At 41.0% G+C, this 21873-nt stretch carries 15 protein-coding genes, 17 tRNA genes and 3 rRNA genes; 33 read left to right on the top strand and 2 right to left on the bottom strand.

From position 1 onward, the window contains the following. Window positions 1–88: 88 nt before the first annotated feature. A complete protein-coding gene (gene perR / locus MHH73_RS06670) occupies window positions 89–529 on the top strand; it encodes a peroxide-responsive transcriptional repressor PerR (RefSeq protein ID WP_180317040.1) in 441 nt (146 codons plus the stop codon). A 150-nt stretch (window positions 530–679) separates the two neighbouring features. Here perR and MHH73_RS06675 read toward each other — a convergent pair whose 3' ends face one another. After that, a complete protein-coding gene (locus MHH73_RS06675) occupies window positions 680–1042 on the bottom strand; it encodes a YgzB family protein (RefSeq protein ID WP_191817181.1) in 363 nt (120 codons plus the stop codon). 144 nt (window positions 1043–1186) lie between these two features. On the opposite strand from MHH73_RS06675, the gene MHH73_RS06680 reads away from it, so the two are divergent. The 25 genes from MHH73_RS06680 (at window position 1187) to MHH73_RS06800 (ending at window position 13263) form a co-directional block, all read left to right on the top strand. Then, window positions 1187–2047 carry a nucleotidyltransferase-like protein gene (locus tag MHH73_RS06680; protein ID WP_191817182.1) on the top strand — a complete coding sequence of 287 codons (861 nt, stop codon included), beginning with the start codon at window positions 1187–1189 and terminating at the stop codon, window positions 2045–2047. A 288-nt stretch (window positions 2048–2335) separates the two neighbouring features. Then, window positions 2336–3884 (top strand): 16S ribosomal RNA (locus tag MHH73_RS06685). A 326-nt stretch (window positions 3885–4210) separates the two neighbouring features. Further along, window positions 4211–7144 (top strand): 23S ribosomal RNA (locus tag MHH73_RS06690). 272 nt (window positions 7145–7416) lie between these two features. Further along, a 5S ribosomal RNA gene (gene rrf / locus MHH73_RS06695) occupies window positions 7417–7533 on the top strand. The 16S, 23S and 5S rRNA genes sit together here with 17 tRNA genes alongside, the layout of an rRNA operon. A gap of 19 nt (window positions 7534–7552) precedes the next feature. Continuing rightward, window positions 7553–7627 (top strand) — tRNA-Asn (locus MHH73_RS06700). Between the two features lie 2 nt (window positions 7628–7629). After that, window positions 7630–7723: transfer RNA gene (locus MHH73_RS06705), tRNA-Ser, on the top strand. A gap of 19 nt (window positions 7724–7742) precedes the next feature. Then, window positions 7743–7817: transfer RNA gene (locus tag MHH73_RS06710), tRNA-Glu, on the top strand. A gap of 3 nt (window positions 7818–7820) precedes the next feature. After that, window positions 7821–7896, top strand: a tRNA-Val gene (locus MHH73_RS06715). 10 nt (window positions 7897–7906) lie between these two features. Continuing rightward, a tRNA-Met gene (locus MHH73_RS06720) sits at window positions 7907–7980 on the top strand. Window positions 7981–7983: 3 nt separating this feature from the next. Next, window positions 7984–8060: transfer RNA gene (locus tag MHH73_RS06725), tRNA-Asp, on the top strand. Between the two features lie 55 nt (window positions 8061–8115). Then, window positions 8116–8191 (top strand) — tRNA-Phe (locus MHH73_RS06730). A gap of 3 nt (window positions 8192–8194) precedes the next feature. Next, window positions 8195–8267 (top strand) — tRNA-Thr (locus MHH73_RS06735). A gap of 11 nt (window positions 8268–8278) precedes the next feature. Continuing rightward, window positions 8279–8362: transfer RNA gene (locus tag MHH73_RS06740), tRNA-Tyr, on the top strand. 3 nt (window positions 8363–8365) lie between these two features. Next, window positions 8366–8439: transfer RNA gene (locus MHH73_RS06745), tRNA-Trp, on the top strand. Window positions 8440–8445: 6 nt separating this feature from the next. Further along, window positions 8446–8521 (top strand) — tRNA-His (locus tag MHH73_RS06750). 46 nt (window positions 8522–8567) lie between these two features. Continuing rightward, a tRNA-Gln gene (locus tag MHH73_RS06755) sits at window positions 8568–8642 on the top strand. Between the two features lie 4 nt (window positions 8643–8646). Beyond that, window positions 8647–8721: transfer RNA gene (locus tag MHH73_RS06760), tRNA-Gly, on the top strand. Between the two features lie 16 nt (window positions 8722–8737). Further along, window positions 8738–8811, top strand: a tRNA-Cys gene (locus MHH73_RS06765). A gap of 30 nt (window positions 8812–8841) precedes the next feature. Continuing rightward, a tRNA-Leu gene (locus tag MHH73_RS06770) sits at window positions 8842–8930 on the top strand. 19 nt (window positions 8931–8949) lie between these two features. After that, window positions 8950–9031: transfer RNA gene (locus MHH73_RS06775), tRNA-Leu, on the top strand. Window positions 9032–9034: 3 nt separating this feature from the next. Then, window positions 9035–9105 (top strand) — tRNA-Gly (locus MHH73_RS06780). A gap of 309 nt (window positions 9106–9414) precedes the next feature. After that, on the top strand, window positions 9415–10230 hold the full coding sequence (locus tag MHH73_RS06785; RefSeq protein WP_341065674.1) for an ABC transporter ATP-binding protein: 816 nt from the start codon (window positions 9415–9417) through the stop codon (window positions 10228–10230). Between the two features lie 63 nt (window positions 10231–10293). Continuing rightward, entirely contained in the window at window positions 10294–11214 is a 921-nt protein-coding gene (locus MHH73_RS06790) for an iron-hydroxamate ABC transporter substrate-binding protein (RefSeq protein WP_341065677.1), read from the top strand. Between the two features lie 4 nt (window positions 11215–11218). Continuing rightward, a complete protein-coding gene (locus MHH73_RS06795; RefSeq protein WP_191814564.1) occupies window positions 11219–12259 on the top strand; it encodes a FecCD family ABC transporter permease in 1041 nt (346 codons plus the stop codon). Continuing rightward, the gene (locus MHH73_RS06800; RefSeq protein ID WP_404826100.1) at window positions 12259–13263 is read left to right on the top strand and encodes a FecCD family ABC transporter permease; all 1005 of its coding nucleotides are present in this window, start codon (window positions 12259–12261) and stop codon (window positions 13261–13263) included. The genes MHH73_RS06795 and MHH73_RS06800 overlap by 1 nt, the downstream gene beginning before the upstream one ends. 316 nt (window positions 13264–13579) lie before the next feature. Here MHH73_RS06800 and MHH73_RS06805 read toward each other — a convergent pair whose 3' ends face one another. Beyond that, the gene (locus MHH73_RS06805; RefSeq protein WP_191814567.1) at window positions 13580–14245 is read right to left on the bottom strand and encodes a B3/B4 domain-containing protein; all 666 of its coding nucleotides are present in this window, start codon (window positions 14243–14245) and stop codon (window positions 13580–13582) included. A gap of 86 nt (window positions 14246–14331) precedes the next feature. On the opposite strand from MHH73_RS06805, the gene queG reads away from it, so the two are divergent. The 7 genes from queG (at window position 14332) to yhbH (ending at window position 21872) form a co-directional block, all read left to right on the top strand. Then, window positions 14332–15471 carry a tRNA epoxyqueuosine(34) reductase QueG gene (gene queG / locus MHH73_RS06810; protein WP_341065681.1) on the top strand — a complete coding sequence of 380 codons (1140 nt, stop codon included), beginning with the start codon at window positions 14332–14334 and terminating at the stop codon, window positions 15469–15471. A gap of 92 nt (window positions 15472–15563) precedes the next feature. Next, window positions 15564–16430: an amidase domain-containing protein gene (locus MHH73_RS06815; RefSeq protein ID WP_191814571.1), complete on the top strand. Its 867-nt coding sequence runs from the start codon at window positions 15564–15566 to the stop codon at window positions 16428–16430. A gap of 71 nt (window positions 16431–16501) precedes the next feature. Further along, entirely contained in the window at window positions 16502–16975 is a 474-nt protein-coding gene (gene trmL / locus MHH73_RS06820) for a tRNA (uridine(34)/cytosine(34)/5-carboxymethylaminomethyluridine(34)-2'-O)-methyltransferase TrmL (RefSeq protein ID WP_191814573.1), read from the top strand. A gap of 76 nt (window positions 16976–17051) precedes the next feature. After that, on the top strand, window positions 17052–17801 hold the full coding sequence (gene nfsA / locus MHH73_RS06825) for an oxygen-insensitive NADPH nitroreductase (RefSeq protein WP_191814576.1): 750 nt from the start codon (window positions 17052–17054) through the stop codon (window positions 17799–17801). Window positions 17802–18256: 455 nt separating this feature from the next. Then, complete coding sequence (locus tag MHH73_RS06830) at window positions 18257–20152, top strand: PrkA family serine protein kinase (RefSeq protein WP_191814578.1); 1896 nt, start codon at window positions 18257–18259, stop codon at window positions 20150–20152. Window positions 20153–20216: 64 nt separating this feature from the next. Continuing rightward, on the top strand, window positions 20217–20381 hold the full coding sequence (locus tag MHH73_RS06835; RefSeq protein ID WP_191814581.1) for a hypothetical protein: 165 nt from the start codon (window positions 20217–20219) through the stop codon (window positions 20379–20381). A gap of 312 nt (window positions 20382–20693) precedes the next feature. Beyond that, window positions 20694–21872, top strand: a complete 1179-nt coding sequence (gene yhbH / locus MHH73_RS06840; protein ID WP_341065688.1) for a sporulation protein YhbH — start codon at window positions 20694–20696, stop codon at window positions 21870–21872. Window position 21873 lies beyond the last annotated feature (1 nt).

Below are 21873 nucleotides of genomic sequence, written 5' to 3' on the forward strand. Positions count from 1 at the left end.
ACGCGGTTATTGACAACTTTCAATAATTATTAGTAAACTATTTATAAAGATTATAATATAAGAATGAATAGAAGTGAGGTGCATGACGGTGGCGCAAACACATCTTAAAGAAGCATTAGATACGTTAAAAGATACAGGGGTTCGCATTACTCCACAGCGTCATGCGATACTTGAATATTTAATAAACTCAATGACGCACCCAACAGCTGATGACATATACAAAGCATTAGAGGGAACGTTCCCAAATATGAGTGTGGCTACAGTTTACAATAATTTAAGAGTATTTCGTGAGGTTGGGTTAGTAAAAGAACTAACCTATGGAGATTCATCCAGCAGATTTGACTTTGTAACAACACAACATTATCACGTTATCTGTGAAGGTTGTGGTAAAATTGTTGATTTTCATTATCCTGGTTTGGATGAAGTTGAACAATTAGCGGCACATGTGACGGGCTTTAAAGTAAGTCACCATAGAATGGAAGTTTATGGGGAATGTCCAGAGTGTTCAAAGAAAAAAGAAATGCATTAAAATGTATAAAGCTGTCAGCGTACTGCTGCCAGCTTTTTCTCTGTATTTTTTTATGCTTTGTTTTCTATAGGAATCATCATACATATAGTTAGAGGTTAAATAATCATTTATTGTCTGTTTTAGATTTACAACCTTTTGCGTGAAAATAATCTACTGCTTTAATGAGGTATCTTTTCGATTATATTTTTCGTCAAATTCTTTTCCTTCTAATGTGCGATCGAGCGTTAGTGGTTCGCGACAATGCATACACATATCAACCCGGCCTAATATTTTGGTTGGCTTGTTACAATTTGGGCAAACAACTTGGATCGCTTTAGTGGAAAGAATACCAATCCACAAGTAAATTACCGTACTAGCAATAATGAATAATACACCCAAAAGCATACATATAGACATAATTAATGGTGAAGTTCTGAAGAAAATACCTATGTACATGACAATAAACCCAACAAATATTAAGCTTAGAGCAAAGGTTCTTATTTTATTTATTTTACTCGAATATTTTTTTGCCATCTTGATCCCTCCTAAACACTAACTATATCATACCATTGTATGAAAAAATAAAAAAATTGTCACTATTTGCTGGTGTTTATCAAAGGGAATTTAGATAAATTGTCGAACTAATATTTAAAACGAAAAAATTATGGGGGCGTTATGATGGAAGATATACTCCGTCCTATTTATCAAGAAAGAGCTAGTCAACCAAATACATTAGGTGTGTTAATTGTAGAGGGAAATGAAAAGACAATTTCAAATAGAGATACGTTTGATGCAATACTCTTAATTATCGTAGAAAATGCGGATACGCCTATTTTTGTGAAACATTACACATTTGAAGATAAAAAAGCCTCAATGCAAATAATAACGAAGCAACAATTGGATCAATGGATACTAATGGGTAGTAATAGAAAGATTTTTGATTGGCTATATAGTGGGAAGGTTTTATTTGATCGCAACGAATATATAGGAAACTTACGTGATAAATTAAACGAATTCCCTTTCAAGGATAGAAAGCTCAAAATGGGACTAGAGTTTGCTAAGTTGATAAGAAGGTATACAGATGGAAAAACTCTGTTTGAAAATCAAAATTATTTTGATGCTTATAATAATGTTGTTCATTCTTTGCATCATTTAGCGAGACTCTCTATTATTGAAAATGGTTTCCATCCAGAAGTAACACTGTGGAATCAAATTCGCCATATGGAACCAGAAATAATGAAACTGTATGAAGAGTTAGTACAAAGTCATGAACCGCTTGAGAAAAGGTTAGAGTTATTGTTTTTAGCTTCGGAATTTTTAATCCATTCACGAACAAAAGCTGGTGTCAGCCATTTACTTGAAGTTTTAGCGGAACAATCAGTTTGGACAATTCAAGAGATCATCCAGCATAAAGAACTGAGACACTACTCAGTGGATTTGATGATTCTATTAGAATATTTAATTGATAAAGGGTTTATTAAAGTAATAAGTGAAGAAACAAAAGGAAAAGGAATTAAACACCGATATTACAGTTTGTGAAGAAAATTATATTAAAAAAACAAAAAGTGGTTGACCAAGGAAAAAATTGATGATATATTAATAACCGTCGCTAATAACTGTTTGAATAGCAGCTAACGCGGCGGAGTGATTTTTTAAAAAAAGTGTTGACTATACAACGGATGGTGTGTTAATATTTTAAAGTCGCTCCTTAAGCGAATGAGATTGTTCTTTGAAAACTGAACGAACATAAACGTCAAGCGTAATTCTAAAAAAAGCTGATTTATCAGCAACAAAGCACCATAGGTGCAAACGAGCTAATCAAACACTTTATTGGAGAGTTTGATCCTGGCTCAGGACGAACGCTGGCGGCGTGCCTAATACATGCAAGTCGAGCGAATCGGAGGGAGCTTGCTCCCAATGATTAGCGGCGGACGGGTGAGTAACACGTGGGCAACCTGCCTGTAAGACTGGGATAACTCCGGGAAACCGGGGCTAATACCGGATAATATCTATTTATACATATAATTAGATTGAAAGATGGTTCTGCTATCACTTACAGATGGGCCCGCGGCGCATTAGCTAGTTGGTGAGGTAACGGCTCACCAAGGCGACGATGCGTAGCCGACCTGAGAGGGTGATCGGCCACACTGGGACTGAGACACGGCCCAGACTCCTACGGGAGGCAGCAGTAGGGAATCTTCCGCAATGGACGAAAGTCTGACGGAGCAACGCCGCGTGAGTGATGAAGGTTTTCGGATCGTAAAACTCTGTTGTTAGGGAAGAACAAGTATCGGAGTAACTGCCGGTACCTTGACGGTACCTAACCAGAAAGCCACGGCTAACTACGTGCCAGCAGCCGCGGTAATACGTAGGTGGCAAGCGTTGTCCGGAATTATTGGGCGTAAAGCGCGCGCAGGCGGTTCCTTAAGTCTGATGTGAAAGCCCACGGCTCAACCGTGGAGGGTCATTGGAAACTGGGGAACTTGAGTGCAGAAGAGGAAAGTGGAATTCCAAGTGTAGCGGTGAAATGCGTAGAGATTTGGAGGAACACCAGTGGCGAAGGCGACTTTCTGGTCTGTAACTGACGCTGAGGCGCGAAAGCGTGGGGAGCAAACAGGATTAGATACCCTGGTAGTCCACGCCGTAAACGATGAGTGCTAAGTGTTAGAGGGTTTCCGCCCTTTAGTGCTGCAGCAAACGCATTAAGCACTCCGCCTGGGGAGTACGACCGCAAGGTTGAAACTCAAAGGAATTGACGGGGGCCCGCACAAGCGGTGGAGCATGTGGTTTAATTCGAAGCAACGCGAAGAACCTTACCAGGTCTTGACATCCTCTGACAATCCTAGAGATAGGACTTTCCCCTTCGGGGGACAGAGTGACAGGTGGTGCATGGTTGTCGTCAGCTCGTGTCGTGAGATGTTGGGTTAAGTCCCGCAACGAGCGCAACCCTTGATCTTAGTTGCCAGCATTTAGTTGGGCACTCTAAGGTGACTGCCGGTGACAAACCGGAGGAAGGTGGGGATGACGTCAAATCATCATGCCCCTTATGACCTGGGCTACACACGTGCTACAATGGATGGTACAAAGGGCTGCAAGACCGCGAGGTTTAGCCAATCCCATAAAACCATTCTCAGTTCGGATTGTAGGCTGCAACTCGCCTACATGAAGCCGGAATCGCTAGTAATCGCGGATCAGCATGCCGCGGTGAATACGTTCCCGGGCCTTGTACACACCGCCCGTCACACCACGAGAGTTTGTAACACCCGAAGTCGGTGGGGTAACCTTTTGGAGCCAGCCGCCTAAGGTGGGACAGATGATTGGGGTGAAGTCGTAACAAGGTAGCCGTATCGGAAGGTGCGGCTGGATCACCTCCTTTCTAAGGAATATACGGAATTAACTTGATGTTAGATTGTTCGTTCAGTTTTGAGAGTATAATCTCTCAATTCAATCGTTCTTTGAAAACTAGATAATGTAATGAAGAAGATTACCGAGTAATCGCCACCTTAGTTATTTTCTCTCTATATAATTATAGATAGAGTAAAGATACTAAACTTTTTTTAATGAACACAACCGTGAGGGTTGTGAGAAGCAAGCAGTTCAAGGAAGCGAGTGAGGAAACACCGGAGTGTGCGTCTTGTGCACATGAGGATGTTGACGAGTGAGCTGACACCGAAATGCGTAGCTTATCGCAAGCCGAACATAGGTTAAGTTAATAAGGGCGCACGGTGAATGCCTTGGCACTAGGAGCCGATGAAGGACGGGACTAACACCGATATGCTTCGGGGAGCTGTAAGTAAGCTTTGATCCGGAGATTTCCGAATGGGGAAACCCCCTATCCGTTATGGGATAGGATCCATACCTGAATACATAGGGTATGGAAGGCAGACCCGGGGAACTGAAACATCTAAGTACCCGGAGGAAGAGAAAGCAAACGCGATTCCCTGAGTAGCGGCGAGCGAAACGGGATTAGCCCAAACCAAGAGGCTTGCCTCTTGGGGTTGTAGGACATTCTATACGGAGTTACAAAGGAACGAGATAGACGAAGAGGTCTGGAAAGGCCCGCCATAGGAGGTAAAAGCCCTGTAGTCGAAACTTCGTTCCCTCCAGAGTGGATCCTGAGTACGGCGGGACACGAGAAATCCCGTCGGAAGCAGGGAGGACCATCTCCCAAGGCTAAATACTCCCTAGTGACCGATAGTGAACCAGTACCGTGAGGGAAAGGTGAAAAGCACCCCGGAAGGGGAGTGAAAGAGATCCTGAAACCGTGTGCCTACAAGTAGTTAGAGCCCGTTAATGGGTGATAGCGTGCCTTTTGTAGAATGAACCGGCGAGTTACGATTACATGCGAGGTTAAGTTGGACAGACGGAGCCGTAGCGAAAGCGAGTCTGAATAGGGCGAATATAGTATGTGGTCGTAGACCCGAAACCAGGTGATCTACCCATGTCCAGGGTGAAGTCCAGGTAACACTGGATGGAGGCCCGAACCCACGTACGTTGAAAAGTGCGGGGATGAGGTGTGGGTAGCGGAGAAATTCCAATCGAACTTGGAGATAGCTGGTTCTCTCCGAAATAGCTTTAGGGCTAGCCTCATGCGTAAGAATCTTGGAGGTAGAGCACTGTTTGGACTAGGGGCCCTCATCGGGTTACCGAATTCAGACAAACTCCGAATGCCAAAGATTTATCCATGGGAGTCAGACTGCGAGTGATAAGATCCGTAGTCAAGAGGGAAACAGCCCAGACCACCAGCTAAGGTCCCAAAGTATACGTTAAGTGGAAAAGGATGTGGAGTTGCTTAGACAACCAGGATGTTGGCTTAGAAGCAGCCACCATTTAAAGAGTGCGTAATAGCTCACTGGTCGAGTGACTCCGCGCCGAAAATGTACCGGGGCTAAACGTATCACCGAAGCTGTGGATTGAACATCGTAGATGTTCAGTGGTAGGAGAGCGTTCTAAGGGCGTTGAAGCTAGACCGTAAGGACTGGTGGAGCGCTTAGAAGTGAGAATGCCGGTATGAGTAGCGAAAGATGGGTGAGAATCCCATCCACCGAATGCCTAAGGTTTCCTGAGGAAGGCTCGTCCGCTCAGGGTTAGTCGGGACCTAAGCCGAGGCTGAAAAGCGTAGGCGATGGACAACAGGTTGATATTCCTGTACCACCGTATTCTGTTTGAGTGATGGGGGGACGCAGGAGGATAGGGTAAGCGCACTATTGGATGTGCGTCTAAGCAGTTAGAGGGACCATGAGGCAAATCCCATGGTCACATACCTTGAGCTGTGATAGCGAGGGAAATTTAGTACCGAAGTTCTTGATTCCACACTGCCAAGAAAAGCCTCTAGCGAGGAATAAGGTGCCCGTACCGCAAACCGACACAGGTAGGCGAGGAGAGAATCCTAAGGTGAGCGAGAGAACTCTCGTTAAGGAACTCGGCAAAATGACCCCGTAACTTCGGGAGAAGGGGTGCTCATTAGGGTGTTAAAGCCTTGATGAGCCGCAGTGAATAGGCCCAGGCGACTGTTTAGCAAAAACACAGGTCTCTGCGAAGCCGCAAGGCGAAGTATAGGGGCTGACGCCTGCCCGGTGCTGGAAGGTTAAGAGGAGAGGTTAGCTCACGCGAAGCTTTGAATCGAAGCCCCAGTAAACGGCGGCCGTAACTATAACGGTCCTAAGGTAGCGAAATTCCTTGTCGGGTAAGTTCCGACCCGCACGAAAGGCGTAACGATCTGGGCACTGTCTCAACGAGAGACTCGGTGAAATTATAGTACCTGTGAAGATGCAGGTTACCCGCGACAGGACGGAAAGACCCCGTGGAGCTTTACTGTAGCCTGATATTGAATTTTGGTACAGCTTGTACAGGATAGGTAGGAGCCTTAGAAGCCGGAGCGCTAGCTTCGGTGGAGGCGTCGGTGGGATACTACCCCCGCTGTATTGAAATTCTAACCCACATCCCTTATCGGGATGGGAGACAGTGTCAGGTGGGCAGTTTGACTGGGGCGGTCGCCTCCTAAAGAGTAACGGAGGCGCCCAAAGGTTCCCTCAGAATGGTTGGAAATCATTCGTAGAGTGTAAAGGCACAAGGGAGCTTGACTGCGAGACCTACAAGTCGAGCAGGGACGAAAGTCGGGCTTAGTGATCCGGTGGTTCCGCATGGAAGGGCCATCGCTCAACGGATAAAAGCTACCCCGGGGATAACAGGCTTATCTCCCCCAAGAGTCCACATCGACGGGGAGGTTTGGCACCTCGATGTCGGCTCATCGCATCCTGGGGCTGTAGTCGGTCCCAAGGGTTGGGCTGTTCGCCCATTAAAGCGGTACGCGAGCTGGGTTCAGAACGTCGTGAGACAGTTCGGTCCCTATCCGTCGTGGGCGCAGGAAATTTGAGAGGAGCTGTCCTTAGTACGAGAGGACCGGGATGGACGCACCGCTGGTGTACCAGTTGTCTTGCCAAAGGCATCGCTGGGTAGCTATGTGCGGAAGGGATAAGTGCTGAAAGCATCTAAGCATGAAGCCCCCCTCGAGATGAGATTTCCCATAGCGCAAGCTAGTAAGATCCCTGAAAGATGATCAGGTTGATAGGTTAGAGGTGGAAGTGTGGCGACACATGCAGCTGACTAATACTAATCGATCGAGGACTTAACCAATTCGAAATGCGGAGGCGCCTTGCCCAGGTGCGACAAGCATAAGACGAATTTGACAGGAGGTTGTTCTTTAACCTCATGACAAATTTGGCTTATGACCTCGAGCACCTAGGCGCCGCAGCTAGACAACACTACCTTAGTAGTACCGTCAGCACGCATAGGCGATTACTCAATAACATTCTTCTTCAACATTACCTAGTTTTCAGAGAATGATTTATAAAATTTCTCTTGAAAAATTCATAAAAGACGTTATAATAATAAATGTCTTTAAAAAGTCCGGTGGCGATAGCGAGAAGGTCACACCCGTTCCCATACCGAACACGGAAGTTAAGCTTCTCAGCGCCGATGGTAGTTAGGGGCTGTCCCCTTGTGAGAGTAGGACGTTGCCGGGCATACATACTATAATATTATTCCGCAGTAGCTCAGTGGTAGAGCATTCGGCTGTTAACCGAACGGTCGTAGGTTCGAATCCTACCTGCGGAGCCAATGGAGAGCTGTCCGAGCTGGCCGAAGGAGCACGATTGGAAATCGTGTAGGCGGTTTATAGCCGTCTCAAGGGTTCAAATCCCTTGCTCTCCGCCATTAAAACATAAAATAAATTGGCCCCTTGGTCAAGCGGTTAAGACACCGCCCTTTCACGGCGGTAACACGGGTTCGAATCCCGTAGGGGTCACCATTTGGAGGATTAGCTCAGCTGGGAGAGCATCTGCCTTACAAGCAGAGGGTCGGCGGTTCGATCCCGTCATCCTCCACCATTATTATTATCGCGGGGTGGAGCAGTCCGGTAGCTCGTCGGGCTCATAACCCGAAGGTCGCAGGTTCAAATCCTGCCCCCGCAATTTGGTCCGGTAGTTCAGTTGGTTAGAATGCCTGCCTGTCACGCAGGAGGTCGCGGGTTCGAGTCCCGTCCGGACCGCCACTACATAATTTTTCACAAATTTATAAAAGAAACATATTGTAAAACGTATAAGTTTGGCTCAGTAGCTCAGTCGGTAGAGCAAAGGACTGAAAATCCTTGTGTCGGCGGTTCGATTCCGTCCTGAGCCACCATTTGCCGGCCTAGCTCAATTGGTAGAGCAACTGACTTGTAATCAGTAGGTTGGGGGTTCAAGTCCTCTGGCCGGCATCGTTTTTCATGGAGGGGTAGCGAAGTGGCTAAACGCGGCGGACTGTAAATCCGCTCCTTCGGGTTCGGCAGTTCGAATCTGCCCCCCTCCACCATCTAGGGGTATAGTTTAATGGTAAAACGAAGGTCTCCAAAACCTTTGATGTGGGTTCGATTCCTACTACCCCTGCCAATTATGGCGGTTGTGGCGAAGTGGTTAACGCATCGGATTGTGGTTCCGACATTCGTGGGTTCGATTCCCATCAGCCGCCCCATTAATTTTAATTCACATTTTTTGCTATCAAACATAGAATATATAAGTGGGCTATAGCCAAGTGGTAAGGCAACGGATTTTGATTCCGTCATTCGCAGGTTCGAACCCTGCTAGCCCAGCCATTTTGCGGAAGTAGTTCAGTGGTAGAACATCACCTTGCCAAGGTGAGGGTCGCGGGTTCGAATCCCGTCTTCCGCTCCAAAACCTTTATATTAATGGCGGCATAGCCAAGTGGTAAGGCAGAGGTCTGCAAAACCTTCACCACCGGTTCAAATCCGGTTGCCGCCTCCAATACAAATTCACTATTTTTAAACACCTCATGCCGGGGTGGCGGAACTGGCAGACGCACAGGACTTAAAATCCTGCGGTAGGTGACTACCGTACCGGTTCGATTCCGGTCCTCGGCACCATAATTTAATAAAAAATATTGCCGGTGTGGCGGAATTGGCAGACGCGCACGACTCAAAATCGTGTTCCGTAAGGAGTGTCGGTTCGACCCCGACCACCGGTATATGCGGGTGTAGTTTAGTGGTAAAACCTCAGCCTTCCAAGCTGATGATGAGGGTTCGATTCCCTTCACCCGCTTATAGAAGTTAAAGACTGTAGACAATCTCTATTTATTAGAAGATTGCCTGCAGTCTTTTTTATTTACCTTTAAAAAGTTTATAATGACTAAAAGTGAAGTGAATGGATTAAATTCGGTAACGAGAAACGTATTCTCCTTAAAAATATAAGGGGAATAACAGTTGGATAAAAAGAAGTAAGCTGAAAGTGAAAACTTTTCGTATTGATGGTTGACAGGATAGCTTTTATTAGATAAACTTTTCTTTGAAGTTGATAATCATTATCAATGAGTTGATGATGATCTAAAATGTTCGGATGGAGTGAATGACCTTGTCTAGATTATTTACTGAAGACTTGAAAATTGCATACGGTGATAGAGAGATTGTGAAGAATTTAAACATGATGATACCAGACGGTGAGATTACGGCTATTATTGGGCCGAATGGTTGCGGTAAATCGACTGTCTTAAAGACGATTGCGAGAATTATCCAAGCCAAATCTGGGTCTGTATATCTTGATGGTAAGCAAATCAGTAAGGAATCGACAAAAGCAATCGCACAAAAAATGGCCATTCTTCCTCAATCTCCAGATGCTCCTGAAGGTTTAACGGTTTCAGAGCTAGTATCATATGGAAGGTTTCCATATCAAAAGGGAATGGGAAGATTAACAGCAAAAGATCGCCAAGTGATAGATTGGGCACTCCAAGTAACAGGAATTGCAGAATTTAAAGATAGAGAAGTAGATGCATTGTCTGGTGGACAGCGTCAAAGAGTATGGATTGCGATGGCTTTGGCTCAAGAGACTGATATTATCTTACTAGATGAGCCGACTACATATTTAGATATGTGTCATCAACTGGAAGTATTAGAACTGTTAAAAGAGCTTAATCATTTAGAAAATAGAACAATTGTTATGGTTATTCATGATTTAAACCATGCAGCTAGGTTTGCTGATTATTTGATTGCTATGAGAGCAGGGAAAATTATTAAAAATGGTGCTGCGAAGGAAGTTATGAATAAGCAGATTTTAAGAGAAGTATTTAATATTGATGCAGAAATTGGTATTGATCCACGTACACAAAAACCAATCTGTTTAACGTATGATTTAATTGATAGTAGGATGGTAGTTCAAGAGCAAGTCGTTTAAAGATTTGCTTCTTTTTTTGACTATAATTGAGAATGATTATTATTTAAAAGGTGGATGGAGAACTTGAAAAAGCAATTGGTATTTTTATTTTTTATTCTATTATTAGTTTTAACAGCCTGCGGAAATGGTGGTAATGAATCGTCAGGTGAAGGCAGTAAGGAAACGGAAAAAGAAACATATACATATGAATCCGAAAATGGAGAAATGGAGTTACCTGCTAATCCTAAAAAAGTAGCATCAATGGCTTACACTGGTAATGTTCTATCCTTAGGGATTACGCCAGTAGCAATAGATGAGTGGTCTAAAGCGAACAAATTTTATGGTGATAAACTGAACGAAGCTGAAGTTATTACAGCAGATAATGTAGAGAAATTATTAGAATTAGAACCAGATTTAATTATCGCTTATTCCACTGACGAAAATCTAGATAAATACAAAGAAATTGCACCAACCGTCACATTAACTTATGAAAAATATGGCTATTTAGATCAACATCTTGAAATAGGTAAGGTGTTAGGAAAAGAGCAAGAAGCACAAGCATGGGTGGAAGAGTGGAAAGAGAAGACAGCTGCTGAAGGTGAGAAAGTAAAAAAGACAATTGGTAACGATGCGACTGTTATGGTATTTGAGACTTTTGGTAAGGACATGTATGTGTATGGTGAGAACTGGGGACGAGGAACAGAAGTCATCTATCAAGCACTTGGTTTAAAAGCACCTAAAGCGGTAGAAGAAGAAGTATTTGGACCAGGATACTTAGCTATATCTTCAGAAGTCATACCCAAATATGCTGGAGATTATATTTTTTTAGGAGATGGACAAGGAGCTGATAATTCCTTTACTGAAACAGATGTTTGGAAAGGTATCCCAGCTGTGGAAAATGACCGCGTGATTACATTTGATTCTTCTTCTTTCTATTTTAATGATCCGATTTCATTGGAAAAAGAATTAGCATTTATCGTTGAGAATTTACTTGGGGCTAAGTAATGTAATGAAAAATAATACTCTTAATGAAGCAAAGGAAAAGAAAATATATGCACGTCCTGCAGTTGCTTCCATTATTCTTGCACTAAGCTGCCTACTTTTAGTAGGTAGCTTAGTTTTGGCTATTTCAGTTGGAGCAGCGAGTATATCATTTGCAGATGTTTGGCAAGCTGTATTTGCTTATCAACAAGGAAATGAAGACCATCAAATTATAAGAAGTATACGATTACCTCGTGAGCTAGGTGCTGCTGTTGTCGGAGCTGCTTTCGCTGTTAGTGGTGCCATTATGCAAGGAATGACAAAAAATCCTTTAGCGGATCCGGGTTTACTAGGTTTAAATGCAGGTGCAAGTTTAGGACTAGCGATTGCCTTCTCGTATGTAGGTAATACAAATTATATGATTATTATGTTGTTCTCATTTATTGGAGCAGGGATTGCTGCTTGCTTAGTATTTGGGTTTAGCGCAATGAACAGAGGCGGGATGACACCTCTAAAAATAACATTAGCTGGTGCGGCAGTAACCGCTTTTCTTTCATCGATTGGAGAAGGGATAGCACTTATAAATAAATTATCACAAAGTATTGCCTTTTGGACTGCTGGTGGCGTTTCAGGAACAACATGGGCGCAATTGCAAATTGTTACACCTACAGTACTTTTGGGTATTATGATCGCCATCATGCTTTCAAGAAGTTTGACTGTATTAAGCTTTGGAGAAGATGTAGCTAAAGGGTTAGGGCAAAGAACTTTTATTGTTAAGGCTGTGCTTATGACGGTTGTGCTTATATTGGCAGGAGCCGCGGTTTCTCTTGTTGGGGCGATTGCTTTTGTTGGTCTTTTAATTCCCCATATCGTGAGATTTTTAGTCGGTAATGATTATAGGTGGATTATTCCGTGTTCAGCCGTAATAGGTAGTGTGTTTTTAGTTTTAGCCGATACGGCAGCGAGAATGGTTAATCCTCCGTTTGAAACGCCAATGGGGGCAATTGTAGCGATACTTGGCTTACCTTTCTTCTTGTATCTTGCAAGAAAGGGGAGATCATTAATATGATGAGTACCCGCCATTTAAAACGTTCAATTATTATCATTATCTCGACGTTTGTGTTACTCTTGCTTATCTTTACAATAAGTGTAGCAACGGGATTTGCCTCTTTAAGTCCGGATCGTCTTTTGCCAACATTATTTGGTAATGGAACGGCGAAGGAAAACCTGATACTATTTACCTTTAGATTGCCTAGGATACTGATTGCGGTGCTCGCAGGAATGGGGTTAGCTTTGTCCGGAGCAATCTTACAGAGCATTACGAGGAACCCGTTAGCAGACCCGGGAATACTAGGGATCAATTCCGGCGCCGGTTTGTTTGTTGTTTTCTTTGTTTTGTTATTTGGAAATAGTACAGGCAATCATTTATATTTATTGCCACTATTCGCTTTAATTGGCGGATTAATTACTGCTATATTCATTTATCTTTTCTCTTACAAAAAAGGGGAGGGTATTCAACCTGGAAGAATGCTTTTAGTTGGTGTCGGATTAGCTGCTGCTATAAATGGTGCATTGTTAACTCTTGCTTCTAAAATGGCTAGAGAAGAGTATGATTTCTTTGCCAACTGGGCTGCAGGGAGAATATGGGGGGATGATTGGTTATTTGTCTTTGCTCTACTACCTTGGCTTGTACTATTAATTCCGTTCATTTACTTTAAATCAAATACGCTTAATACTATGGCTTTAAATGAAGAGCTTTCTGTCGGTCTTGGAGTTAAAACGAATAAGGAACGGTATACATTGTTATTGGTTTCTGTGGCCTTAGCAGCTGCGTCAGTATCCGTTAGTGGTGGGATAGCTTTTATCGGTTTGTTGGCACCCCATATTGCAAGAAGCTTAGTCGGTCCTAGACATCAGTTGTTTTTACCTGTTGCGGCAATGTTTGGGGGGTTACTTTTACTTTCAGCCGATACGATTGGCAGAGTGTTACTTGATACGATTGGCATACCAGCAGGAGTAATTGTATCATTTATTGGGGCGCCATATTTTCTATATTTAATGGCTAAAAAATAGTAGTCTTAAGAAATTGAAATGACCCCTAAGGCAACTCGGGTAAAATGGGTTCGGTATTGCACCGGACTCATTTTATATTTCTCCTTTATGCGTTTTGTGTAAATGCTCCACCACTTTCAAATTCCTTCAAGTAAAGGAATTCTGATTTCATTTCCCTTTAAAAGCTCTATTAACAGCAACTAACTTTTCCTTAAAGCTTTAAATTTGGCCATAGAAAAACTGCACCTCCAGTCGTTAGATTGTATCTAACAATGGGGATGCAGTTCATATGAATTGTTCGGATCTTTTTTTTGAAGAACGATTCTGTCTTAACTTTTTAAACGATTACCTCAACTTGTCCGCTACCCCCGTGTACTTGAATAAACATATCTTTTAGGGAGTGGAGCAGTGCTTGTGCCTCATCTACTTCAATGGAGTGTCTTAAAAAAACAACTTGTAACGCATTGGTTGTCTGTTCATTGACATTTGTTCTGGTAGAATCAACAAATGGACTACCAAACGGACCAAGTGAATCACATATAATAATTAAGTCTTTTAATGAATTTTCGCGCCCATTTAATCCTTCGTATACTTCTCCATCATGTCCGACCCTCACTTCAATATTTCCGTTGAGACAATCTAGATCGTATATGCCAATCGGGACTTCGTATTTTAATGAGAAAAAGTTATTAATATCAGCGGCACTGTTGATGCTTTGTAAGTAGTTCTGTTTTTTTATTCGGCGATACATCGCTTCAGCAGAGTGGCGATATTTGTTAGGGTCTTTACCTGTTTGTTTGAAAATACTTCTCCATTCTTTTATCCCTGCAAATTCAGTTATCTTCTTTTCTTCAAGGTCAAAAAATAATGACTCTTGAAAGAGCTGTAAGCGACCCTTTACCATTTGGGGAGAACCTGATATAGTGATATGATTGTATGTAATAATGCCTATTTTGAATTGAGGGAATAAGGCTTTTAAATCTTTTGAAATGTTGATTTCCAATATTTACACCTCCTGATTTTATAATACAAGTTTATCATGAGAGGGAAGATGAATCACATGGAAAGCCAAGGAGGAGTGAATAATCCTTGAATATAGCAGAACTAAAAGAAGAAATCATTCGTTATAGTAAGACGATTGGAATAGATAAGATTGGCTTTACAACTGCATCCACTTTTGATGGTTTGCGGAATAGATTAATGAAACAACAAGAGCTGGGTTTCCAATCGGGTTTTGAAGAGCCTGATATAGAGAAGAGAGTCAACCCTGCGTTATTGATGGACCAACCGATGTCGATTATTAGTATTGCCTTAGCTTATCCAACAAAGATGAAGGATAGAGTAGTGAGTAAACCGGGTGAGAGAAGAGGTATTTTTTGCCGAGCTTCTTGGGGAGATGACTATCATTTAGTGTTAAAAGATCGCCTAAGTAAGTTAGAAGCTTATTTAGAAGAGCTTGTTCCTGATGTCCGCTTTACATCAATGGTCGATACAGGAGCTTTATCTGACCGTGCTGTAGCAGAGCGAGCCGGTATAGGGTGGAGTGGAAAGAATTGTTCGATCTTTACACCTGAATTCGGCTCTTATGTCTATTTAGGTGAAACCATTACAAATATTCCTTTTGAACCGGATGAACCACTAGAATCAAAGTGTGGGACTTGTACGAAATGTATTGATGCTTGTCCTACAGGCGCACTCGTACAAGGCGGGCAACTAAATGCGCAACGTTGTATTTCCTTTATTACGCAAACAAAAGGATTTATGCCCGATGAGTTTCGCGAAGAGTTAGGGAATCGAATTTATGGCTGTGATACGTGTCAAACAGTTTGTCCAGAAAATAAAGGCAAGGATTTTCATTTTCATGAAGAAATGGAGCCAGATTCAGAAATTGTCAAACCTTTGTTAAAACCAATCCTTCATATGAGCAATAAAGAGTTTAAGGAGAAATTTGGTCGTCTTTCTGGGTCATGGAGAGGGAAGAAACCCATTCAGAGAAATAGTATTATCGCTTTAGCTCATTTTAAGGACGAATCAGCTGTGGAAGATTTAATCATGTTAATGAAAAAAGATCCGCGACCAGTAATAAGAGGAACGGCAGCATGGGCATTAGGGAAAATTGGAGGCGAAGAGGCAGAAAAAGCTTTACAAGCATTACAAGCTTCTGAGAACGATCCCGAAGTCCAACAAGAGATCGAAAAAGGTTTAAAGATGTTTAATCCTATTATGTAGGAGGTGCAAGAGAAAGTGATGTCCTTACTTTCTCTTTTTTATCGTTAAAATTCCGTTATGAACATATGCATGTTAATGGAGGGAGTGATACGATGAAAGAACAATTGCAAGAACAATTAGAAAAAAGGGTTAGGCAATGTGTGAGCAATGAGAGAGAATCAACTCATACTTGTATGAAGATAAAAAATAAAAAAAGAAGTTTAGAAAAAAGGGGAGCAAGTATCGTAAAGGCAAAGGCAATTGGAAAAATCAAAGGAGAGCCGCAAATAAAAGAAGATAGTAAATATATTTCGTACATGGCGCATTTTCAATATTTAATTAAGCAAGGGAAAACTTTTTATATTGAAGAAGAGGTAGAAGAACGAATGGCCGAGTTTTATAAAGAAACGCTTGTTGAGGATAAAGAAAAGTTGGTTCTTTATGATCAAAAAACGGTTGATTTCTTAGAGGAAGATTCGCGTGCTTCTTATCCATTTCAGTATGACCGCAGAAAAGCGGTACAATATGCAGAAAAATGGTGGAATAGCCATAATCCACAGTTCCACGCATTTGATGTGGATTGTACGAATTATATATCGCAATGTCTACATGCGGGGGGCGCACCGATGCGTGGATTTCCAGCGAGAGGAACAGGGTGGTGGATGCGGAGTAAAAATTGGAGCTATAGTTGGAGTGTGGCTCATTCTTTGCGTATTCACTTGGCTAACTCGACAATCGGATTACGAGCGAAAGAAGTGGAGCGTCCTGAGGAATTATTGCTAGGAGATATCATTTGCTATGATTTTCAAGGAGATGGTCGTTTTGACCATACGACGATTGTGACGGCTAAAGATGAGCAGAAGATGCCGCTTGTAAATGCTCATACGACTAATAGTCGCAAACGATATTGGGATTATGAAGACTCTACTGCCTATACAGAAAATATTAAATACAAATTCTTTACGATTTATGACGCCTAGCACTTATCTTTCGTAATAAGCAGAAGAGGTGTATAATAAGAGCGAGATATTATAATAGAGGTGAACAATTAGTGTCAGTGAATGTTGTTTTATATCAACCAGAAATTCCAAGCAATACAGGTAATATCGCCCGTACTTGTGCAGCTACTTATACAACGCTTCATTTAATTCGACCATTAGGGTTTTCAACGGATGATAAGATGTTAAAAAGAGCGGGATTAGATTATTGGACGTTTGTAGATATTGTTTATTATGATTCGTTAGAAGAATTTTTAGAGAAAAATAAAGACGGCGAATTTTTCTTGTTAACAAAACATGGAAAACAACCGCATACGACTTTTGATTATAGTGATCAATCAAAAAATTATTTCTTTATCTTTGGAAGAGAAACAACGGGGTTACCAGATGAATTTATTCAAGCGAATCTGGAGCGCGCTTTAAGAATTCCAATGAATGAGCATATGCGCTCACTAAATTTATCAAACACAGCAGCTATTTTGATTTATGAAGCTCTGCGTCAGCAAGGATATCCACGAATGAACTAGCATGAATAAGAAGGTCTGCTCTAAATATGGCAAGATCTTCTTTTTAATAATGTTTTTACATAGGGGAGATGAGAAGATGAATGAAATGATTCAATTGATGAAAGACCATCGTTCAGTGCGCCATTTTGAGGATAAACGTTTAACGAAAGAGCAAATTGAGGAGATTGTGACAGCCGCTCAGTCTGCTTCTACTTCAAGTTTTGTACAAGCGTATTCTATTATAGGTGTTTCCGATCAACAGAAGAAGGAAAAGTTGGCCGAATTGGCAGGGAACCAAGGGTTTGTGGCAGACAGTGGCCATTTCTTTGTGTTTTGTGCAGACCTTCATCGACATGAAGTCATTGCAGAACTAGAGGGGGTAGATTTAACCGAGTCCATTGAAAGTACGGAAAAGTTTATGGTCGCTTTAATCGATGCAGCCTTAGCGGCAGAAAACGCAAGCTTAGCAGCTGAATCCATGGGTCTTGGCATTTGTTATGTTGGTGGATTACGGAATCAACTTCAAGATGTAAGCGAAGTATTAAAGACACCGAATCATGTGATACCACTATTTGGGCTAGCAGTAGGGTACCCATCAAAAAGAAATGCGCAAAAGCCGCGACTACCAATGAACCATATCTATCATGAAAATGAATATGAACAAGATAGGGACCTATATATTCAAGAGTTACAAGCGTACAATGAGGTGATCTCCGCTTATTATAAAGAGCGAACAGCAGGTAAGCGTGATGATACTTGGACAAGTCAGATTGCCGGTATGTTTGAGCGGAAAAAGAGAATGTACATGAAGCAATTTGTTCAAGAAAAAGGATTAGATAAACGATGAAAAAAACTGCGGGAGTTAGACTCTCGCAGTTTTTTTGTCTTAGCCTATTACTTAATGTGCTTACCAGGCTTATCATCATAGCCCGCTGTGAAAATAGAAACTAAAAATGCCACCATCACACCTAAAATTAGGACTGTACCCATTATGTATGGCCTCCTTTTTCCTAAAAATAGAAACACAACAATAACTTTATTATATCCTAATAAATTTAAATAGTGAATGCAAATCATGGATATTATTGGACAGTTCTGCATAGGAATGTGTATTAGATATTAGCGTTATTCAAGACCCTCTTTTTACAGTTCTTTGGGGATGGATAATCTAATGTTGTTTTTATTTGTAAAAGTTCTTAAACAACCAAATTTTTTGTCATTTGTTTTCGGTAAGCATGTTTGTTTTTCTTCAAGCATAGATTGTAATAATCGTCTCTGATAATGTGACAGGGGGAGGTCCATATGGATATTCTAAAAAAAGTGGAGTTGTATAGACGAGAAGAGGAAAAGTTGAAATGGGAAGGGACTTTTGGAGAGTACTTAGAAATCATAAAAGAAAAGCCATGGGTTGCCCAGTCCGCACATTCACGGGTTTATAATATGATCAAAGACGCTGGTGTTAATGATGTGAAAGGGCAGAAAACATATGAATTCTTTAGCAATCAATTATTTGGCCTAGAAGAGTCATTAGAACGACTTGTGGAAGAATATTTTCATCCGTCGGCAAAAAGATTAGATGTTAGAAAGCGGATATTATTATTAATGGGGCCGGTAAGCGGCGGGAAATCAACCCTTGTGACGATGTTAAAGAGAGGATTAGAAGCCTATTCATTAACAGATAGAGGAGCGGTATATGCCATTAAAGGCTGTCCGATGCATGAAGACCCACTTCATCTTATCCCTCATCATTTGCGCAAAGATTTCTTGGATGAATATGGCATTAGAATTGAAGGGAATTTATCACCACTTAATATGATGAGGCTTGAACAAGAATATAATGGGAAAATTGAAGATGTAATAGTCGAAAGAGTCATGTTTTCTGAAGATAAACGGGTAGGGATTGGTACATTTAGCCCTTCTGACCCTAAATCACAAGATATCGCTGATTTAACAGGAAGTATAGACTTTTCCACAATCGCCGAATATGGTTCCGAATCTGATCCGAGAGCTTATCGATTTGATGGGGAACTGAATAAGGCCAATCGGGGTATGATGGAATTCCAAGAAATGCTTAAATGCGACGAAAAATTCCTATGGCATCTCTTATCATTAACCCAAGAAGGAAATTTCAAAGCAGGCCGGTTTGCTTTGATATCAGCGGATGAATTAATTGTTGCTCATACAAACGAAACAGAATATCGTTCGTTTATAAGTAATAAGAAAAATGAGGCATTGCATTCACGGATTATTGTGATGCCAATTCCATATAATTTGAAGGTGACAGAGGAAGAGAAAATTTATGAGAAAATGATTTTTGAAAGTGATGTGTCAGATGTTCATATTGCTCCGCATACATTAAAAGTCGCTGCTATGTTTACAATTTTAACGAGAATGAAGGATCCGAAAAAAGGGGATATCGATTTAGTCAAGAAGATGCGTTTATACGATGGTGAAAGTGTAGAAGGTTTTAATCGGGCAGACGTAGAAGAAATGAAAAAAGAACATGCGGATGAGGGAATGAGCGGTATTGACCCACGTTACGTAATCAATCGTATTTCCTCTACCATCATTCGTAAAGAGATGACGTCAATCAATGCCTTAGATGTATTAAGGTCATTAAAAGAGGGATTAGATCAACATCCATCCATTACTGCTGAACTGAAAGAGCGTTATTTGAACTTTATTTCACTTGCTCGAAAAGAATACGATGAAATTGCGAAGAAAGAAGTGCAAAAGGCATTTGTCTACTCTTATGAAGAATCAGCGAAAACATTAATGGAGAACTACCTTGATAATGTTGAGGCTTATTGCAATAAGGCTAAACTTAGAGATCCACTTACTGGAGAAGAAATCAATCCAGATGAGAAACTAATGCGTTCGATTGAAGAGCAAATTGGGATCTCAGAAAATGCTAAAAAAGCGTTTCGTGAAGAAATTCTCATTCGTATTAGTGCTTATGCTAGAAAAGGTAAACGATTTGATTATAATTCTCATGATCGTCTGCGTGAAGCTATTCAAAAGAAATTATTCGCTGACTTAAAGGATGTAGTCAAAATTACGACTTCCTCAAAAACACCAGATGAACAACAATTGAAGAAAATTAATGAAGTTGTCGCACGTCTTATTGATGAACATGGCTATAATTCAACATCTGCGAATGAATTACTTCGTTATGTAGGTAGTCTATTAAATCGGTAAATCTCCTTAGTCTATTGTTTAAAAAAGACAGAAATAGGGTATTTAAACAATAGAGGTGACGCATATGTCAAATGAAGAAAAAGTACCGGAAAATAGCTCAATGGCAAGCAATGAAGCAGAAATAGAAACACTAGGAAAAGAAATGGAACAAATGAAATCGAAAGAAGAATTAAAAGAAATGCAGAAAACACCTGATCCAAAACAGGAAGTAGGTAAGCGAAAATCATAAAACTACGAACGATGAAAAAAGCGATGGAGATTGACCCCATTGCTTTTTTCATTCTATTCACTTCTTTATTGGTTGAACGATGTATTCTAAAGAGTAATTGCCCAACTTTACTAATTGTCTAAATAATGTGTAAATAATTCGGTTTTATAGCATAGGATAGAGTAATCAACATTTTTTGAACCTAGCTATAAGTAAACATTTATAGGTTGTGATGGATACTCGTCATATTGTATGTCTTTGGGTGAAATATGTGAATGAATTTTGTAAAATCCTTCAAGTTTTTTTATAAACAATAAAGGAGGGCAAATGAGAATGACCGAAAAAAATCAAAACCATCAGTTTGTCGTGTCACAGGAAGATTGGTCCCTCCATCGTAAAGGGCATGATGATCAACAACGCCATCAAGAAAAAGTACAGGATGCCATCAGAAACAATTTACCTGACCTGATTACAGAAGAAAACATTGTCATGTCCAATGGTCGTGACGTCGTTAAAATACCGATTCGTTCCTTAGATGAATATAAAATTCGCTATAATTATGATAAGAATAAGCATGTGGGTCAAGGGGATGGCGACAGCCAAGTTGGCGATGTTGTAGCGCGTGACGGATCAGGTCAAAAAGGTCAAGGAAAAGGTCAAGGTGCTGGTGACCAAGCGGGCGAAGATTACTTTGAAGCAGAAGTATCATTGATGGAAATTGAGGAAGCCCTTTTCAAGCAATTGGAGCTACCAAACTTAAAGAAAAAAGAACAAGATCAAATTGTTGTTGAAAATATCGAATTCAATGATATTCGGAAGACGGGTCTAATGGGAAACATAGACAAAAAAAGAACAATGATGTCAGCATTTAAACGGAATGCGATGCACGGGAAAGCAGCCTTTCACCCGATCTATCAGGAAGATTTAAAATTTAAAACATGGAATGAAGTCATTAAGCCTGAATCGAAAGCAGTTGTTTTGGCGATGATGGATACAAGCGGTTCGATGGGAATTTGGGAAAAATATATGGCAAGAAGTTTCTTTTTCTGGATGACTCGGTTTTTACGTACAAAATATGAAACGGTCGAAATCGAATTCATTGCCCATCATACAGAAGCAAAGGTTGTATCTGAAGAAGATTTCTTTTCAAAAGGGGAAAGTGGAGGGACAATCTGCTCGTCTGCTTATCGTAAGGCATTAGAATTAATTGATCAAAAATATAACCCTACAAGATATAATATATATCCCTTTCATTTTTCAGATGGAGATAATTTAACTTCAGATAATGCGAGATGTGTGAAGCTTGTCGAAGAGTTAATGAAAGTATCAAGTATGTTTGGTTATGGTGAAGTGAATCAATATAACCGTTCACCCTCTACACTTAATCGTGGATTTTCTAGTATAAGAAATCCACTATTCAAACACTATATACTAAAAGAAAAAATTGATGTCTTTAAATCTCTACAATATTTCTTTAAAAAAGAACGTGAGACCAACCATGCAGCAGTCTGAT

Source organism: Cytobacillus sp. FSL K6-0265 (assembly GCF_038003465.1).
GTDB lineage: Bacteria > Bacillota > Bacilli > Bacillales > Cytobacillaceae > Cytobacillus > Cytobacillus stercorigallinarum.

Coding starts and splice junctions, on each gene's coding strand:
- MHH73_RS06830 (WP_191814578.1), top strand. CDS start 18,257: ATGGATATTCTAAAAAAAGTGGAGTTGTATAGACGAGAAGAGGAAAAG.
- MHH73_RS06675 (WP_191817181.1), bottom strand. CDS start 1,042: ATGGCAAAAAAATATTCGAGTAAAATAAATAAAATAAGAACCTTTGCT.
- MHH73_RS06815 (WP_191814571.1), top strand. CDS start 15,564: ATGAAAGAACAATTGCAAGAACAATTAGAAAAAAGGGTTAGGCAATGT.
- MHH73_RS06795 (WP_191814564.1), top strand. CDS start 11,219: ATGAAAAATAATACTCTTAATGAAGCAAAGGAAAAGAAAATATATGCA.
- MHH73_RS06835 (WP_191814581.1), top strand. CDS start 20,217: ATGTCAAATGAAGAAAAAGTACCGGAAAATAGCTCAATGGCAAGCAAT.
- MHH73_RS06680 (WP_191817182.1), top strand. CDS start 1,187: ATGGAAGATATACTCCGTCCTATTTATCAAGAAAGAGCTAGTCAACCA.
- nfsA (WP_191814576.1), top strand. CDS start 17,052: ATGAATGAAATGATTCAATTGATGAAAGACCATCGTTCAGTGCGCCAT.
- yhbH (WP_341065688.1), top strand. CDS start 20,694: ATGACCGAAAAAAATCAAAACCATCAGTTTGTCGTGTCACAGGAAGAT.
- MHH73_RS06800 (WP_404826100.1), top strand. CDS start 12,259: ATGAGTACCCGCCATTTAAAACGTTCAATTATTATCATTATCTCGACG.